A 16446-nucleotide genomic window follows, 5' to 3' on the forward strand; every position below is an offset into this window, starting at 1 on the left:
AAACCGAAATCGATTTGTTACAATTTTTATTCAATCAGAATTTTGGTTTCCAGATACTTCTCAAACGATTTGATTTCACGAAATAAATCCTGTTTTTTATTCGGAGCCGTCTCATTAAAAAACTCCGTTTCAATTTTAACATGATCTTTTTTTATGGTTCTTTTCCAAATTCCAATTACTTTTCCGTTTTCTAAAATTATGGGTTTAAAAATACCATTGTTAGTAAAAACCTTTGTCTGATGTTCGCTTTGGAAAGAAGCATTACGCGTTTTATACGAAATTAATATCTCATCAAAAGCTGGAAGAAAATGGACGCTTTCGCGAAAGTTATCCTGATCTGTTAAATCCTTTTTATACCAATATTGCTGATTATCAATAGTAATATGGTTTAATTGCAACCCTATTGCGTTAATTGCTTTCTTGCAAATTGTAGCCGAAAATCCTGACCACCAAGAGAAATCAGCCAGTGTTGCGGGACCATGACTTTCAAAATAGCGCAGCGCTAATTTTGCTAAAGCTTCTTCTTTGGTTAATTGAGTTTTTGGTTTAGGAACTCGTTCTTCTAGCAGTGCATATGTAATTTGCTTGCCTTTCATTCTTCCATTGCAGACCAAACCGTCTAATTCGGCATTCATCATTACAATAACGGGAGACAAATCGCCAGTTTTTTTCTGAATGTTAAGTTCCTGCATGATTTCCTCTCGGGTTAAATGGTTATTTCCAGAGAGAAGTTTTTCAATAGCCGAATTGACTTGATCTAACTTTTTGTCATCGTAACCGTGCTGTTTGGCTAATGAAGCAAAAAGTTTTTTCACCTGAGATCCCGAAAGATCCAGCATCCAGTAAATATCATCAGCAGAAACAAAATGCCAGGTTGGACGTAAAATATGAGTGCGGATAATTTTTCCAGAATTAATAGCTTCTTCGATTTCTTTTTCTGAAGCATCACAACGCGAACCCACAGCCCATTTTGCCATGGCATAATCCTGAGCCTGCATAGCGCCAAAATGCTTTACAATTTCTTCTGGTGAATTGTGATTGGTTTTATAAAGCTTCTGCGAAACCAAACGATAATGTGAAATCTCCTCGTGTATCATTTTTTAAACCATATAAATTATATAAGATCATTTAATCATCGTACTAAAAGTCTTAGTTCCTCAGAACCTTAGCATCTTAGCGTCTTTAAAGCTATACATGAATAATCTCATCCTCAATCAGTAAATCTTCTCGGCGCAAGCGTAAAAAAATCTGAGCTACGGCAATTGTATCCTTTTCGCAATAGGTAATGATTCTGTCGATGTCTTTCTCAACATAAAAAACATGAGCCACCTGACTTCCGTCGATATCGCCTTTTGGAGATGGTATACCCAGAATTTTGGTCAAAAGTTTTAAAGAGGTAAAGTGTTTATAATCACCAAACTTCCATAATTCTAATGTGTCTAAATGCGGAACTTCCCAAGGTTTTTTTCCAAATAAATTCATTTTGTCTGGAATGGGCATTTGATTGATAATCATTCGCCTTGCAATGAACGGAATATCAAATTCTTTTGAATTATGCCCGCACATTAAATGCTGCGGCTGATTGAAATGATTGTTAATCAGATTCGAAAAGTCTTTTAGGATTTTCTTTTCTTCTCCAAAAAAAGAAGTAACCCTGAAATTTCGAACGTCGCCTTTGATGGTAAAATATCCAACCGAAATACAAATTATCTTTCCGAATTCGGCCCAAATTCCGGCGCGTTCGTAAAATTCTTCTGGAGTGAATTCGTCTTTTCGCTGGTATTGTGTTTTAATATCCCATAAGGACTGCATTTCTGCGTCGAGTGAATTGAAGTTTTCCTCTTCGGGAACTGTTTCAATATCAAGAAATAAGATATTATTGAGATTTATTTTTTCAATCATATTTTTGCTGTGGTTTCTGCTACGAATTCACGAACTTGTATTAACTTCTATTAAATATAAATGTACACAAATTTGCCTTTAGTATTTAATAAATAAAAAAAATGAATGAATTTTCTTTCTAATTATTGAGCTAAATAATAATTGCTTTTAATTGAAAAATAAAATTCGTGAATTCGTGGCGAATAAAAACTAAAACAAACTTTGCTGTGCAGATGGTGATTCATGTTCCAAAAGCCATTTTTTGCGGGAAAGCCCGCCTGCATATCCAGTTAAAGATCCGTTTGTGCCTATAACTCGATGACAGGGAACTACAATCCAAAGCGGATTTTTACCATTTGCCGAGGCTACAGCACGGATTGCTTTTACATCGCCAAGCTTTTTGGTTTGATCCATATAACTGACGGTTTTTCCATACGGAATTTCCAATAGCGCTTTCCATACTTTCTGCTGGAATTCGGTGCCTTGTGGATTTAGTTTTAAATCAAAATCGGTTCTTTTTCCTTCGAAATATTCGTTTAATTGAAGAACAGCATCTTTTAAAACTTCAGGAATTGTTTTTGAAACCTCATTTGTTCCCACATCAGAAACTGAAATTACAGCAATACCATTTTCATCGCCAATGATTTTGGTGATTCCGAGAGGCGAATTGATGTAAACTGTTTCCATAATTTTTAACCGCAAAGGCGCAAAGATTTACGCAAAGTTCGCGATTTTTTTTGAACCATATAAGTTATATAAGTTCATTTAATCAAACGTCGAAACTTAAATTTCTTATATGACTTATATGGTTTAATATTCGTCCAATTGGAACTTATAGCTTAAAACAGTTTCGATTTTTTCGCTTGAAATAATCTTTTTGATATTGGTTTTTTCAGAACTGAATTTTGGTAAAACTAGATTTAAGTCTTTTGCTTTTTGCGTGTAATATGTTTCTCTTGAAGGATGAAAAGGTGCAGCAGCGTTAAAAACTTCATTCCATTTCGATTGGTTTATAATTGCTTCAATAATTCCAATACAGTCTTTTAGATGAATTAAATTTATGGGTGCGTCTGGATTTTCTAGATTTTCTTTTCCAGCTAAAAATTTCACAGGATGGCGATCTTCACCAATCAGCCCGCCGAAACGTACTATTGTGGTCTCGAAGTTTTGATTTTCTCGAAGCAGATTTTCAGCTAAAACTAATTGTTTGCCACTTTCGGTATCAGGATTTGCACTTGTTTCTTCGGTTATAAAATCATTATCATCACCATAAACAGATGTTGAACTTACAAAAAGGACTTTCTTTACAGCTGATTTTTCTATAAACGGAATTAGGTTTTTAATTTTTTCTACAAAAGCTTTTTTCTCAGTACTAGGATCGACTGCTCTCAATTTTGGCGGAATATCGATAATTAAAATTTCGCTTTCCGCTAAAAAATTAATAATGTTTTCAGAAGTACCTTCGCTTTCAAAGTTTCCTTCGACTTCGCTCAGGGTGACAAGAAACGGATTTATTCCAGCATTTTTTAAAATAGAAAGTTTGTTTTCTGAAGTGGTTGACCCGTTTACGGAATTGCCTTTTTCAATTAATCTTTTTGCTAAAGGAAATCCCAACCAGCCACAGCCGAGTATACTTATTTTTGTCATTTTTTTATTTTGAGGTTAAGTAATAATCTCGCAAAGTCGCAGAGTCACAAAGTTTTTTGTTTCACGCAGATTCGGCAGATTTTTACAGATTTATTTGAAATAATTATCTGCGTTTATCAGCTTAAATCTTGTAAAAATCTACGTGAAATAAAATACCAACTTTGTTAGATTATTTTTTTACAAAGTTAAAGTAAATCGGACTTTGTCTTTTCCTTTTGCGCCCATTCTGTTGTAAAATTTAATGGCTCTGGTATTGAATTCCGGCGTTTGCCATTGTATGTTGACACAATTGTTTTGTTTTCCGATTTCTTTTAATTTTTCGATTAAGATTTCACCAATTCCAAATCCTCTGGTTTCTTCTTCCAAAAACAAACAATCCATGTAGAGAAAGTTTTGAGCGTTCCAAGTTGAAAAATCAAAAGTATAAGATGCATATCCTACGATTGTTTCTTTTGTGGCTGCCACTAAGCAGAATAATTTTGGATTTGGACCGAATAACGCATTTTTCAAACCTTCTTCTTTTCCGTCGGGAGAGAATTCGGCTTTTTCAAATTCGGCGTGTTTTTCAATTAAAACGAGTAGTTTAGGCAAATCTGCAATTTCGTAGTTTCTTATTGAATATTCCATTGTAAATTAATTTCGTTTTGTAAAAAGCTGATAAAATGATTGAAATAATCCGGATAGGTTTCATTGGCTCTTACAGCGATGAAATGTTTTCTTTTTAAACCGTTTTTACCAACTTTAATTGCTCTTAACGGACTGTTTTTTAAATAGGGCATTACCGCCCATTTTGCCATAGACATAACGCCCATATCGGCTTTTACCATTTCAAGAGAAGCTTCTGTTAAAGGCATTGGCGTTATTTTTTTCGGATTTACTTTGGCTGGAGCCAAAAGAAACTGATGAATGGTAACGGTTTCCAGTGGAAACGAATGAATAATCAAGTGTTCGTTGATGAAATCTTCGGCAACGACATATTTTTTATCTGCCCAAGCATGATTTTCGGAAACTACCATAACCATTTCGTCCTGAAAAAGTTCTTGATATTTGATGTTATGATCTTTTATCTGATCGCTTACAATGGCAATATCAATCGTGTTTTCGAGCAATTTTTGTAATGGAATATGAGTGGCTTCGGCAACAATTTTCAATTCCACATTCGGATATAAAAGATGAAATTGCTTTAAAACCGATGGAAGCCAGTGGTAACTCGAAAAACATTCAGTACTGATTCTGATTTCTCCATGTTCGCCAAAAACCATCTGCTTGATCTGATTTTCGGTTTCAGTGAGTTTGTTGAGAATTTCATTAGCAAGTTCGTAGATTTTTTCGCCCGCTTTGGTTAATACCAGTTTCTTGTTGGTTCTTAAAAAAATGGCGGTTCCTAATTGATATTCAGCTTCTTTGAGCTGATGACTCAACGCCGATTGTGTCAAATGAAGTTTGTCAATAGCTTTTGTAATGCTTCCTTCTTCAACAATTGCTTTGATCAGTTTTAGATGGCGAATTTCCATTTGTAATGAGTTAGTATACAAAGTAACAAAATTTTGAAATGGCTTTTGTATGAAAAAAAGTAATGTTCTGCATGAATTCTTTTCGTTTTTATGGCATTATAAAGCATTATACTTTTGGAAAAACAAAATCATTAAAACAATACGACATGGAAGCACAAATTAAACATTATGAAAACAAACTTGCATTTGAAATGGATCCTTCCGATTTATTTGATGCCTTGAACGATGGCGAAAAAATAATCGTAATCGATGCCCGAAAAGCTTTCGGCTACGATGAAGAACATATTCCGAACGCTATTAATATTCCGCACCGCGAAATGAATGTCGAAACCACGAAGCATTTAGACAAAGAGGTTTTGTATATTACATATTGCACGGGAATTGGTTGTAATGCCTCTACAAAAGGCGCTTTAAATATGACTAAGCTTGGATTTAAGGTAAAAGAATTAATTGGAGGACTAGAATGGTGGAAAATTGATGGTTTTGCAACTGAAGGCACAAAAGGAGTAAAGCAGGGATTAAAAATCGAATGCGCATGTTAAAATAAAAAAGGCAGACTTTTAAGTCTGCCTTTTTTATTATTCTGGTTTAACAACCGGTTTTATTGTGTCTTTTACAATAACCGCACTGTCTTTGACTGGTGCTGGTTGAATGGGAGGATTTACCGGCGGTGTATATCTTTTAATTTTCTGCTGAATCATAACAGCATCATTCAATACAAATGGTGTTGGCATCATCCAGTCACTTCTTGGTTTTACTTTTAAAAGCGGATTACTCATTAAATCGAAAGAACTTTCGATTAAATCCATATCAAAAATTGACGATTTATTGATGTAGAAATCCATTACAAGAGGTTCATTGCCTACCACATAATAACATATAACGTGCATTCCTTCTCGTTCTAAACGATTAGTTTTAGCTCCAGAAGTTGATACTCCGTTTGCTTTGAAATTATAAAGGTTCATTTTTGGGTTGGCAAAAATATCGTAACGATTTACTTTTCGGTTTGGCGTGATTTTGATTTTTAAATAACGGTTATTACCTACGACACTGTCTTTTAAGAAAGAAATTGTGGGTTTTGGAACATCAACAATTGGTGCAGTTGCGCTATAGGTAAATCCTGAATTGTATTTACTTGCAATTGGCAGACTGTTTAGTCCAACTACTTTTTGAGTTTTCTCTCCTAAATACGATTTAGTCCAGTCATCTAGGTTTACATCATAGCTTGCCCAAACTGCCGAGTTTGTATTTGCATTGTAGATGTAGACTAAACTGTTCGATTTTGCTTTTCCGTGTTCGTAGTCAGAATGATAACCTGCATAGGCGAAGAAACCTATCGAAACGGCGAAGAAAACAATAATCCATGGTCCTTTTCTGAAGGTATTAAATATTGGAAGCAATAATCCGAAAAGAAGAACCGTTAAAATAGCGCTTCCAAAAAGAATCTTCAATCCTAAACCAATGGGAAACATTACAATAAAAGGTGCTATAATTGCCAAAGCTGGAATGCTGAAAAGTAAATTCAATCCCAGGCTGTAATGCTGTGTGAGAACAAAAATTCCGAATAACAGAATTCCGAAATAAACAGGAATAATTAAAAATCCTGCTCCTGCAAGACTATTGGCTATAAATCCGTTAATGATGATCCAAAGCAGCAAAGGCGCTACAAAATGGTTCATCGTTATTTTTGAATCTGAAAAATGATGGTAAAAGGCAAAACAAATAGCAATGCTCAAAGTAACAAATGCACCAATGTAAGCATGGCCATTGTATGTAAATCCGTTTAATAAATCAGAATACTGCGGATAGACTTCCAGCACTATTTTCCAGCCTAAAAAAGTAACCAAACCAGAAATAATAATAGACCCCAAAAGCGGTACAAATCCTTTGAATATTTCTCTTAAAGAAATCATTCGCTTGGCTTTTCCAATAAACATAAACAGAATTAATAATCCTAAAGCGATTATCGTCATTGGGGCAACCCAAGAAAAAGGATAATTTATGAAAGTGAAAGGAGCGTTAAAATAAACATTGTCCTCTGTAGCAGTAGTTTTGGTTAAATCAATATTGGCGAAATACTTTAAAAGAGGCATTAAATAAGAACCTTGGTGTGCCAATGTCGTTTTGCTTAAATGCTGAACATCGTCTTGCTGTGTGTGGTAGTTGAAGTGACTGTCGATAAAAGCGAAATTGAATCCCTGGATATTTCCCTGCTCTCTAAAAACCGTTAAATCAGTATCGTTAGGAAGCATTTTGTAAATGCTGTACATCAAAGAATTGGATACCGGATAAGCCGCTTTTGCATCGCTAAAATCTTTTATAAGCGCTTGATTTCCTTGATTGGTTTCCAATAACATGTAGCTTGGTCCTGAAGTTCCCCTTGCTTCAAAGTTTAAAACCAAACCTACATCTTTTGCCCAAGGATGTTTGTTAACAAAAAGTGCAGCACCGTTTAGACCTAATTCCTCAGCATCTGAAAACAGAATAATAATATCGTTTTTTTGAGGATGTTTGGAATATAAAAAGGCTCTAATTCCTTCCAGAATGGTTGCAACTCCTGATGCATCATCACTTGCTCCTTTTGAAAAGGAATGCGGGGCGCTGTCGTAATGAGAAAGTAATAAAAGTGCTTTTGAATTATTAGTTCCTTTAATTCTTGCAAGAATATTTTTAGATTTTACGAGAAGACCTTTGTTATTAAGCGTAAAACCTTCCTGAGTGCTCGTCTCTAATCCAATTCGGTTTAGCTCAAGTTTAAGATAATTGGCTACTAATTCGTGGTTAGTAGAACCCACATAATGTGGTTTTTGAGCAATTATTTCGACCTGATTCAGAGCTCTTTCGGTCGAAAAATCAGCGAGCGCTTCGTCGTTTTTCGAAAGCCATTGAGGCATGGTCGTAGCATAAATAATGCCTAGAATTGCTAGAATGCAGGCGATTGCGAGAATGGATGTGGGGTTTTTTCTCATAATGAATTAAACTAAATTTCTTTTTTAACGAGCATATAATAATCATTGTCCAAAGAACGATATCCTTGGTCATACAGGAAATAGTAGGTATTGCCTGTTTTGGTCTGCAATATATTAGTAAAGAAATCAAAATCAAAGCCTTTGTTAATCATTTTCTCTTTCGTTGCTTTTGATTTTCCATCCACATTCAACTCGGATAAAATACGGTAATTTTTTCGAAGCTTATTATTTACATTTCGCATGAAATTATTACTGTCTTTATTGATTTTATTGTTGTAAGCATTGCGACAGCTATCTGAACAAAATTTTTTGTCTTCTCTTCCAACCAGCTTCTCCGAGCATTCAAGACATGTTCTCATTATTTTGTTTTATTTATTTGATACAAATCAGTTCTGCGGTCTTTCAAAATTCTAACACTTCCGTGTTCATGAAGATTTTTCAGTAAATTCAGATCAACATCTACGATAAGTGTCATTTCGGTATTTGGAGTAGCTTCTGCTTTAATTCCATTACTTGGGAAAGCAAAATCAGAAGGTGTAAAAACAGATGCCTGCGCATATTGAATATCCATATTGTTTACTTTCGGAAGATTTCCAACACAACCCGCAATCGCAACATAACATTCGTTTTCGATGGCACGCGCTTGTGAACAATGTTTTACACGTGTGTAAGCGTTTTGTGTATCGGTTAAGAATGGCACGAATAAAATATTCATTCCTTCATCTGCCAATAATCTTGAAAGTTCTGGAAATTCGACATCGTAGCAAATTAAAATTCCAATTTTACCACAATCGGTATCATAAGTTTTAAACGAAGATCCGCCTTTCATTCCCCAATGATGCACTTCATTTGGTGTGATGTGGATTTTATAATACATCTCAGAAGTTCCGTCTCTTTTGCATAAAAAGCCCACATTATACAAAATACCGTTTTCGAGATGAGGCATACTTCCAGTTATGATATTGATGTTGTATGAAATGGCAAATTCCTGGAAGCGCTTTCTGATTGGTTCCGAATGACGAGCAAGTTCGCGAATCGCTTCGGCTTCAGATAAATGATTGAAATCAGCCATAAGCGGTGCTGTGAAAAGTTCTGGAAATAAAGCAAAATCACTTCCATAACCCGAAACCACATCAATAAAAAATTCAGCTTGTTCAAAAAGGGCTTCAACATTATTCAGCTGGCGCATCTGCCATTGGATTAATCCTAAACGAATAATACTTTTTTCAGAGTTAATCAGTTTCGGACTTTCATCATAATACACATTGTTCCATTCTAAAAGAACAGCAAATTCTTTTGACTCATCGTCACCTTCCAGATAATTTTTCAGAATTTTAAGAACATGAAAGTCATTACTAAGCTGAAAAGAAAGCACAGGATCGTGAAGTTCTTTGTCTTTTACTTTTTCAATATAATTTCTTGGCGAAAGCTTTTTAGCATACTGATTGTAATTTGGGATTCGGCCTGCAAAAACAATAGCTTTTAAATTCAGTTGCTCGCAAAGTTCTTTTCGTGCATCATATAAACGTCGGCCTAAACGTAAACCGCGATAATTTGGATGAATGAAAACATCGATTCCGTATAAAATTTCACCATCAGGATTATGGGTAGAGAAAGTATAATCTCCAATAATTTGTCTGTAATTATGACGTTTGTCAACCAGTTTTTCGTCTACTATCAACGAAAGTGCCGATCCCACAACGACTCCGTCAACTAAAATCACCAATTGTCCTTCGGGAAAAATCGAAAGTAATTTTTTAATATCATTAGATCTCCAATAGGAGTTGGCCATTTCTGGATACGATTCCACCATTGAATTTTTCAACTGTTTGTAGTCTTCAAATGCAAGGTTTCGTAACTCAACTTTTTTAATTTCTGTCTGCATATATGTACGATTTATCTCAAATATAGCAAAAATAAATTCCATTTACAAACGCTTACAAATAATTACAACCGAAAGTAAATAGTTTGTAACCGAATATTTTAGCGGGATGAGCGCAATTTTGCATCGTTGAATTTGATAAACGAATTCATTATACGAACATTTAAATATTATACGCCATGAATGCAATGAAAAACAGAGTACAATTAATTGGGAATGTAGGAAACGATCCAGAAATCAAAACACTAGAAAGCGGTAAAAAACTCGCACACTTAACCATCGCTACAAATGAGATTTACAGAAATGATAAAGGTGATAAAGTAGAACAAACGGAATGGCACCGAGTGACTGCTTGGGGCAAAACGGCAGAAATTATCGAAAAATTTGTGGTGAAAGGAAAAGAGGTGGCGATAGAAGGGAAGCTGACTCACAGAAGTTATGATGACAAAAACGGAGAGAAAAAATACATAACCGAAGTTGTTGTGAATGAGATTTTATTGCTGAGTAAATAATCTTGACTATACGCCGCAAAAGAAACAATTGTATGTAGCAAACCCGACAGGTTTTTAAAACCTGTCGGGTTTCTTTATTGATATTGAATATAATTATAAAACTGGAGCACCATTTATATCGGTCGAAAGTACTTCGCTCATATAATCAAAGAAAGGTCTCATGTTTTTGAAAGTTTCCAAAGCTTGTTGTAAAAATTGTTGACTCAAAACTTCGTCATCTGTAAAACGTTTTATGATTAAAAACTGTTTGAAACGAAGTAAATCAATAGCTGGATGATCTGCATCAAAACCTTTTGGAGTTGTTTTCAGCTGTTCACCTTGCAGCGTTCCGAAGGTGTTTTTAAAAGTTTTAGAATTTAATATTTCCCTAAATGATTCATAATCGTGAGCAAATTCGCTTCTAATACGTTTCAAATCGGCAGCATTTGGTCCCCAAAAGCCTCCGGCAAGAAAAGTATTTCCTTTTTCAATGTGAAAATAGTAACCGCCGCGTCTTGCACTGGTTGCACGTGTGTAACTACCGCCCCAGAAAGTTTTAAAAGGCGTTTTGTCTTTTGAAAAACGAATGTCACGATAAATGCGGTAAACACTTTTTTTGCCCGAAGTTGTTTCCAGAACATCTGTTTTGGAAAGTTCTTTTAATAAAGCATCTGCAAAGTTTTGAATATGGTCTAATTCTATTAAGTATTTCGGTTTATTTTCGTCAAACCAAGGCTTGTTATTATTCTGTTTAAGCTGAAGTAAAAAATCAAGACTGGATTGAGGTATTGTAATTGGGTTTTCCATATACATTTTAAGTTTTAGAATCTAGAAGAAGATGCAATTTAAAACTAAAAAACCCACCAAAAAAATCTGGTGGGTTTTCTATATGATGTTAAGCAGTCTTTTTGAATAAATCAAACATAGGACAGCGCGAGCAGCGTTTCTTTTCGCTTTTTTTATATTTCTCACAACAAGAAGATTTACAGTTTTCAGCTTTCTTAATCTTGTCAAGGATAACTTTATTCTTTTTTTTCTTTTTATCCTTTTTCTTGTCTTTGTCTTTTTCTTTCTTGCTCACTTTTCCTCTAATTATAAAAACAGAGACAAATATAAATCAAAAAAAGTTATTTTTATGCGTTCTAAATAAACTTTAACTATTTTTATTTAGGATTAATAGCAATCGAACTTGTAACTGTTAATTGCTGAATATCACGGTCGAACAAGTATAGCCCGCCTTTATCTTCACCAATCAAGTTGATTTTATCTAAAATAGACTTTGCAGTAGCTTCTTCTTCAATTTGCTCAGAAACGTACCATTGTAAGAAATTATGTGTTGCATAATCTTTTTCTTCAAAAGTGATGTGTACCAATTCGTTGATCGATTTCGAAACAAAAAGTTCATGATTGTAAAGCTCTTCAAACATTTCTTTAAAAGTAGAATATGCTATTCTAGGTGCTTTTAGATCTGTAATTTGTGCGTGGCCTCCACGTTCGTTTACGTACTTAACTAATTTAAGCATATGTGCACGCTCTTCGTCTGACTGTGTGTACATAAACTGAGCAATTCCCTCCAATCCGTGTACTTCAGCCCAACAAGCCATAGAAAGATACGTTTGCGAAGATTCCGCTTCGATGCGGATTTGCCTGTTTAAAGCTGATTCAATATTTTTTGATAGCATAATTTGTGTCTTTTTTGTAAAATTAGAAAAAATAATTCATTCCTTTTTTTGAAAACTCTAAAATAGAGATTTGGGCGAACTCTCAATAAGATGAATGAGATTTTATAGACTCAAATGTCGCAGGATTCGAAAATACAGACTTGTTCATGATTGGGTTTCCATCGCCTCTAACAAAACCATCTGTGAATTTTCGCATGATAAATTGTTTCGAACTCAAATCATAATAGCTTAAAATATAAAACCCTTTGACCTTTAAAGTGTTTTGTAAAGATATGTTTTTACTGGTATTTAAGAAATAAGACAAATTATCGATCGCCAGTGGTTCTGATTGTTCTGCTTTTATGAAATCTAGATTTTCATTCAGCAGCGCATCAAAATATACCATTTTACTTTGTGTGCGAGGGATCATGTCTGGAACTTCATTAATACTGTACAGATAATCGTAATCAATGTATTCTACAAATCCACCAAAGGTTATGAAATTGTTTTTTTGGTTTTTAACAACAGAAATACCAGCACTAAGATCAGCTAAATTTTTAAGGAATTTGGCAGTTGTTTTTAATACCTGTGGTCGATTGTTATTAATTTGAAGAAACAACGGAGAGTTTTTAAATTGAATAGTATCATTTTTTGATAAGGAAACATTCTTAATCGTATTTCCAGAATCAAAATCTTTTATTTCAAATACAAATTCATCCTTATTGGCGGCTACTTGAAATAGCTTATTACTAGTATAAAACGAGTTAGCGGTTTGAACAGTCTTTTTGGTAACCGGAAGATTGAAAACTTTTTCTTTAATTTCAGAAGTTTCCATGTTGAGGTCATACACTACCGTTTTTTTGGAATTGTAATCCAATGTCAAAATGATATGATTGTCATTTACATACATTTTATTAATTCCTGCCGTTTTATCAATCGGATTAAAATCATTTAAATCCATTTTCTGAATAGGGTAAGCTCGAATAAGCGTTGTGAACGAAAAGCTTCTGCCTGCTCCGTTTTGGAATGTAAAAGCTGAAAGATCAAACATTTTTATTTCACAGTTTCCGTTTTCGAATTTGTACAAAAGAAGATGCTGCTGTGCTTTTTCTTTTGCTAAAACATAAAAAACATTGTCTTTCTGAAATGAGTTTATAATGTAATCATGATTATCAGGAAAATCAAAATTTAACGATCTGGAGGTTTGAACTTCGGGGAAATATTTTATAATTCTAATGTTTCTAAAATTCTCAGAAGCCCAATAGAGCAGAGGATTTTTATCTTCGCCAATGCTGTAACCAATCAAGCGTCTGTCTGCGGCAAATCGTATTGAATCCGTAAACTGTGATGTAAGAAACAGCGATTGATTGTATTTTAAAATATTGATCTTTTTATTGTCTGATGCAAAAACATAAATATCGTGTGTTTTTACATCTTCAACATTTAAAATCTGCCCGTCTTCTAAAGGATTATTCAGATTTAATGGTAATGAATTTAAAACTGTCTGACCAAAAACAATTGGTTTTGAGACTAAAAGGAAGAATAGTAGTAGTTTTTTCATGTGAGTTCCGGCTCAAATATCATTCCAAATTTAATCAAATAAACTACAGCCTGATAACCAGAATTTATAAATTAAACTTAAAAAAAAGTCCAAAAGGATATTTCCTTTTGGACTTAGAATTTAGTACTTTAAAAAAGTGTTATTTTACTCTAAAAGTAACTCTTCTTGCTAATCTTCTTGCTTCTTCTGAATCTTTTTGGATTGATGTATCAGCACCAGCAGCAGTAACATTTAATCTTGAAGATGCAATTCCTGCTTTTTCTAAGATAGTTTTAACGCTATTTGCTCTAGCTTTTGATAATTTCTCGTTGTAATCAGATTTTCCTACCTGGTCAGCATAACCAATAATGTCAAGTGAAGCAGATGGGTTTTTTCTTAAATAATTTAAAACAACATCAATAGCAGCTGTAGAGTTTTCGATTGGAGTCGATTTGTTGAAACCAAAATACACACTGTAATACTCATTGTTGATCATTTCTTTAAGAAGATCTTTGTCGTTAACTACAGTGTTATTAGTAGTAACTGGTCTGTCAACAATTACTTTTTCTGGAGTTTTCTTGATTTGTTCTTCAAGATTAGCCACTTTGTTTTCTAATGCAGAAAGATCAGTGTTTCCTGAATTTTCTGTAACTACCCAGTCAGCATGTTTTGTGTTTTTTCCTAAATACACATTTAAACCTACTGTACCATTAAACAATAATCCAGAAAAACCTCTGTTGTTTGGAAGATAAGCTCCATCAAAAGAACGATCCTGAGATGCATTGAAAATAGTAGAGAAATCTCCAGTTAAAGCAACTCTGTTTGATAATTTTATTTGACCAGTAACACCAGCAATAAAATTAGTCATTTCGTCTGCTCCTTTGTACACATCATTTCTTAGTTGAGCATAACCAAAACCAGCATGTCCTAATAAACCAATTGTATTAGTCCATGTTTCGAAATTCATAATGCGTCCTAAATTAGCAACAGCTTGCAAATCTACTCGATAGTATCTTGAATCAAAATCTAAAGAGTTGCTTTTGTTTGTTAAACTGTTATAACCAAAATCAGCTTTTAAACCGAATTTGTTGTTAAACATATAACGAACTCCAAAATCTCCAACCCACGGGCTAGGCGTACTTGTAAAATAGTTATCCGAAAATGGCTTTTGAGGTTTGTTTACTCCTCCAGCCAATTCAATAGACCATTTATTAAAATTGCTTGGAGTACTGGTTTCTGTTTGTGCATTAGCATTCATTAAACCTAAGGCAAATGCCAGAGTAACAACAATTTTTTTCATTGTAATTGAGTTTTAAAATTTTTCCCAAACCAACGAATTAATAAAAGAGTGTTTGTCCCCTGAAAGTTATAAAAGTATTAAAATAAGACAGAAATATAACACAAAATTAGGATTTGTTCATCTCTTCCTGAAAGCAATCTACAAATTTTCCTAAGTGTAATCCGTCCATTAAACCATGATGGACATGTACAGACATTGCCATGGTACGCTTTCCTGTTTCTGAAGTTATCATTTTTCCAAAGGAAATTTTTGGACAGCTGTCTGGAAACGTAAAACTTCTGGCATGAGAAAGTCCAGTGAAGTTTAACCACGGAATTGCCGAGAAATGAATCAAGTTATCATCATCAAATGATCTTGTAAATAGTCCTTTGGTATTTTGAACTCTTTTGATTTCGGCTAAAGCATTCTCTTCAAAAGTTTTAAAATCAGGATGATATTCAATTAAAGAAAATCCGAAAGTTCCGTCTTCACGACCAATTGTCGATGAAGCATCAATACGATCATTGATATATATTTTGTCTTCGGAAATCCTGTATTTAAAATTTTCGACTGCGTTTACAGCCGTTAGTGTTTTGTGTAAATAGAAAATGAAAAAAGAAGCATTGCTTTTTTTGGCTGTTTGATACGCCTGTGTACAATCAATTTCGACGGTAGCTCCAAAAAAAGGTTCTTCCATTTTTCTGAAATGTTCGAAATGTTCTTTTCTTTTCCAGTTTTCTAGGTCTAAAAGTGTTTTCATTATAGTAAATTGTGGACTACTTCTGTAATCTTTTCGAATGAGCTGAAATGTTTGTGCTCAACTTTATGATTGATTTTTTCGTGTTCCCAAGTGGTATGAAACGGAATATGAACGGCATATCCGCCAATTCCTAAAACCGGAAGCACATCTGATTTTAATGAATTTCCGATCATCAAAAATTCGCTTGCCTGAATGTCCAAACGTCCTAGGAGTTTTTGATAATCGATTTCTTGTTTGTCTGACATGACTTCAATATGGTGAAAATAATGTCCTAAACCAGAACGATGCAGTTTGCTGTGCTGGTCTTTTAAATCGCCTTTTGTAGCCACTACCAATTTGTATTTTCCGTGCAAAGCTTGCAATGTTTCTTCAATTCCATCAAGAAGTTCGATTGGTTTCTCCAGTAATTCTTTTCCGTATTGAATGATTTTTTCAATGATTTCAACAGGAATGGTATTGTTGGAAATATTCATGGCTGCTTCGATCATCGAAAGGATATACCCTTTAATTCCATAGCCATATAAAGGCAGATTGGCAATTTCTATTTTGAATAATTCCTGTGAAATGCCTTGATGCGAAAGATAATCTTCCATCAAAGCACAGAATTTATGTTCGGTTTCCTGGAAATAAGGTTCGTTTACAAACAAAGTATCATCGGCATCAAATGCGATTACTTTTAGGTTTGGTATTTTAGTTTTATGTAACATAAGTTTTTTTGTTTCAAGTTTTATTAGCCACGAATTCACGGATTATAGCTAATTAGATAATTGATTTTTAGAAGTGATGAAGTAATTTCACTAATTTTTTTTACTCGGATTAATT

The 16446-nt window shown here is 34.0% G+C and carries 18 protein-coding genes; 2 read left to right on the plus strand and 16 right to left on the minus strand.

Translation table 11 applies throughout. From position 1 onward, the window contains the following. Positions 1–26: 26 nt before the first annotated feature. The 6 genes from J0383_RS11755 to J0383_RS11780 form a co-directional block, all read right to left on the minus strand. Complete coding sequence (locus J0383_RS11755) at positions 27–1097, minus strand: winged helix DNA-binding domain-containing protein (protein ID WP_207298568.1); 1071 nt, start codon at positions 1095–1097, stop codon at positions 27–29. A 91-nt stretch (positions 1098–1188) separates the two neighbouring features. Next, positions 1189–1902 carry a 3'-5' exonuclease gene (locus tag J0383_RS11760; protein WP_207298569.1) on the minus strand — a complete coding sequence of 238 codons (714 nt, stop codon included), beginning with the start codon at positions 1900–1902 and terminating at the stop codon, positions 1189–1191. Positions 1903–2091: 189 nt separating this feature from the next. Continuing rightward, positions 2092–2568: a methylated-DNA--[protein]-cysteine S-methyltransferase gene (locus J0383_RS11765; protein WP_207298570.1), complete on the minus strand. Its 477-nt coding sequence runs from the start codon at positions 2566–2568 to the stop codon at positions 2092–2094. Between the two features lie 123 nt (positions 2569–2691). Next, positions 2692–3528, minus strand: coding sequence for an NAD-dependent epimerase/dehydratase family protein (locus tag J0383_RS11770; RefSeq protein ID WP_207298571.1), 837 nt, complete (start codon positions 3526–3528; stop codon positions 2692–2694). A gap of 177 nt (positions 3529–3705) precedes the next feature. Continuing rightward, on the minus strand, positions 3706–4155 hold the full coding sequence (locus tag J0383_RS11775) for a GNAT family N-acetyltransferase (protein WP_207298572.1): 450 nt from the start codon (positions 4153–4155) through the stop codon (positions 3706–3708). Further along, the gene (locus J0383_RS11780; RefSeq protein WP_207298573.1) at positions 4140–5042 is read right to left on the minus strand and encodes a LysR family transcriptional regulator; all 903 of its coding nucleotides are present in this window, start codon (positions 5040–5042) and stop codon (positions 4140–4142) included. Before J0383_RS11780 ends, J0383_RS11775 begins: the two co-directional genes overlap by 16 nt. Before the next feature lie 146 nt (positions 5043–5188). Here J0383_RS11780 and J0383_RS11785 point away from each other — a divergent pair, with 146 nt between their 5' ends. Beyond that, on the plus strand, positions 5189–5584 hold the full coding sequence (locus J0383_RS11785) for a rhodanese-like domain-containing protein (RefSeq protein ID WP_207298574.1): 396 nt from the start codon (positions 5189–5191) through the stop codon (positions 5582–5584). Positions 5585–5620: 36 nt separating this feature from the next. Here the strand turns inward: J0383_RS11785 and J0383_RS11790 are convergent, their stop codons facing one another. Genes J0383_RS11790 through J0383_RS11800 form a run of 3 tightly spaced genes read right to left on the minus strand, consistent with a single transcriptional unit; the run spans position 5621 to position 9896 of the window. After that, the gene (locus J0383_RS11790) at positions 5621–8011 is read right to left on the minus strand and encodes a M28 family peptidase (RefSeq protein ID WP_207298575.1); all 2391 of its coding nucleotides are present in this window, start codon (positions 8009–8011) and stop codon (positions 5621–5623) included. An 11-nt stretch (positions 8012–8022) separates the two neighbouring features. Further along, a complete protein-coding gene (locus tag J0383_RS11795) occupies positions 8023–8370 on the minus strand; it encodes a hypothetical protein (protein WP_207298576.1) in 348 nt (115 codons plus the stop codon). Continuing rightward, positions 8370–9896 carry a carbon-nitrogen hydrolase family protein gene (locus tag J0383_RS11800; protein WP_207298577.1) on the minus strand — a complete coding sequence of 509 codons (1527 nt, stop codon included), beginning with the start codon at positions 9894–9896 and terminating at the stop codon, positions 8370–8372. Before J0383_RS11800 ends, J0383_RS11795 begins: the two co-directional genes overlap by 1 nt. Positions 9897–10072: 176 nt before the next feature. Between J0383_RS11800 and J0383_RS11805 the strand changes: the two genes are divergently transcribed. Then, positions 10073–10405: a single-stranded DNA-binding protein gene (locus J0383_RS11805; RefSeq protein ID WP_207298578.1), complete on the plus strand. Its 333-nt coding sequence runs from the start codon at positions 10073–10075 to the stop codon at positions 10403–10405. Positions 10406–10498: 93 nt separating this feature from the next. Here J0383_RS11805 and J0383_RS11810 read toward each other — a convergent pair whose 3' ends face one another. From J0383_RS11810 to J0383_RS11840, 7 genes are all read right to left on the minus strand, one after another. Beyond that, entirely contained in the window at positions 10499–11191 is a 693-nt protein-coding gene (locus J0383_RS11810) for a DUF2461 domain-containing protein (protein ID WP_207298579.1), read from the minus strand. An 88-nt stretch (positions 11192–11279) separates the two neighbouring features. Then, entirely contained in the window at positions 11280–11465 is a 186-nt protein-coding gene (locus J0383_RS11815) for a hypothetical protein (protein ID WP_207298580.1), read from the minus strand. Positions 11466–11547: 82 nt separating this feature from the next. Continuing rightward, positions 11548–12066, minus strand: coding sequence for a ferritin (locus J0383_RS11820; RefSeq protein WP_207298581.1), 519 nt, complete (start codon positions 12064–12066; stop codon positions 11548–11550). An 82-nt stretch (positions 12067–12148) separates the two neighbouring features. Then, a complete protein-coding gene (locus tag J0383_RS11825; protein ID WP_207298582.1) occupies positions 12149–13606 on the minus strand; it encodes a hypothetical protein in 1458 nt (485 codons plus the stop codon). Between the two features lie 139 nt (positions 13607–13745). After that, positions 13746–14885: an OmpA family protein gene (locus J0383_RS11830; protein WP_207298583.1), complete on the minus strand. Its 1140-nt coding sequence runs from the start codon at positions 14883–14885 to the stop codon at positions 13746–13748. 106 nt (positions 14886–14991) lie between these two features. Beyond that, complete coding sequence (locus J0383_RS11835) at positions 14992–15624, minus strand: chloramphenicol acetyltransferase (RefSeq protein ID WP_207298584.1); 633 nt, start codon at positions 15622–15624, stop codon at positions 14992–14994. Continuing rightward, on the minus strand, positions 15624–16331 hold the full coding sequence (locus J0383_RS11840; RefSeq protein WP_207298585.1) for an HAD family hydrolase: 708 nt from the start codon (positions 16329–16331) through the stop codon (positions 15624–15626). The genes J0383_RS11835 and J0383_RS11840 overlap by 1 nt, the downstream gene beginning before the upstream one ends. Between the last annotated feature and the right edge of the window lie 115 nt (positions 16332–16446).

The organism is Flavobacterium endoglycinae (genome assembly GCF_017352115.1).
Taxonomy (GTDB): Bacteria; Bacteroidota; Bacteroidia; order Flavobacteriales; family Flavobacteriaceae; genus Flavobacterium; species Flavobacterium endoglycinae.

What these genes read in the sequence shown, in the direction of transcription:
- J0383_RS11805 (WP_207298578.1), top strand. Translation starts at nt 10,073, where the DNA reads ATGAATGCAATGAAAAACAGAGTACAATTAATTGGGAATGTAGGAAAC.
- J0383_RS11785 (WP_207298574.1), top strand. Translation starts at nt 5,189, where the DNA reads ATGGAAGCACAAATTAAACATTATGAAAACAAACTTGCATTTGAAATG.
- J0383_RS11835 (WP_207298584.1), bottom strand. Translation starts at nt 15,624, where the DNA reads ATGAAAACACTTTTAGACCTAGAAAACTGGAAAAGAAAAGAACATTTC.
- J0383_RS11770 (WP_207298571.1), bottom strand. Translation starts at nt 3,528, where the DNA reads ATGACAAAAATAAGTATACTCGGCTGTGGCTGGTTGGGATTTCCTTTA.
- J0383_RS11825 (WP_207298582.1), bottom strand. Translation starts at nt 13,606, where the DNA reads ATGAAAAAACTACTACTATTCTTCCTTTTAGTCTCAAAACCAATTGTT.
- J0383_RS11790 (WP_207298575.1), bottom strand. Translation starts at nt 8,011, where the DNA reads ATGAGAAAAAACCCCACATCCATTCTCGCAATCGCCTGCATTCTAGCA.
- J0383_RS11800 (WP_207298577.1), bottom strand. Translation starts at nt 9,896, where the DNA reads ATGCAGACAGAAATTAAAAAAGTTGAGTTACGAAACCTTGCATTTGAA.
- J0383_RS11765 (WP_207298570.1), bottom strand. Translation starts at nt 2,568, where the DNA reads ATGGAAACAGTTTACATCAATTCGCCTCTCGGAATCACCAAAATCATT.
- J0383_RS11760 (WP_207298569.1), bottom strand. Translation starts at nt 1,902, where the DNA reads ATGATTGAAAAAATAAATCTCAATAATATCTTATTTCTTGATATTGAA.
- J0383_RS11840 (WP_207298585.1), bottom strand. Translation starts at nt 16,331, where the DNA reads ATGTTACATAAAACTAAAATACCAAACCTAAAAGTAATCGCATTTGAT.
- J0383_RS11775 (WP_207298572.1), bottom strand. Translation starts at nt 4,155, where the DNA reads ATGGAATATTCAATAAGAAACTACGAAATTGCAGATTTGCCTAAACTA.
- J0383_RS11780 (WP_207298573.1), bottom strand. Translation starts at nt 5,042, where the DNA reads ATGGAAATTCGCCATCTAAAACTGATCAAAGCAATTGTTGAAGAAGGA.
- J0383_RS11830 (WP_207298583.1), bottom strand. Translation starts at nt 14,885, where the DNA reads ATGAAAAAAATTGTTGTTACTCTGGCATTTGCCTTAGGTTTAATGAAT.
- J0383_RS11810 (WP_207298579.1), bottom strand. Translation starts at nt 11,191, where the DNA reads ATGGAAAACCCAATTACAATACCTCAATCCAGTCTTGATTTTTTACTT.
- J0383_RS11820 (WP_207298581.1), bottom strand. Translation starts at nt 12,066, where the DNA reads ATGCTATCAAAAAATATTGAATCAGCTTTAAACAGGCAAATCCGCATC.
- J0383_RS11795 (WP_207298576.1), bottom strand. Translation starts at nt 8,370, where the DNA reads ATGAGAACATGTCTTGAATGCTCGGAGAAGCTGGTTGGAAGAGAAGAC.
- J0383_RS11755 (WP_207298568.1), bottom strand. Translation starts at nt 1,097, where the DNA reads ATGATACACGAGGAGATTTCACATTATCGTTTGGTTTCGCAGAAGCTT.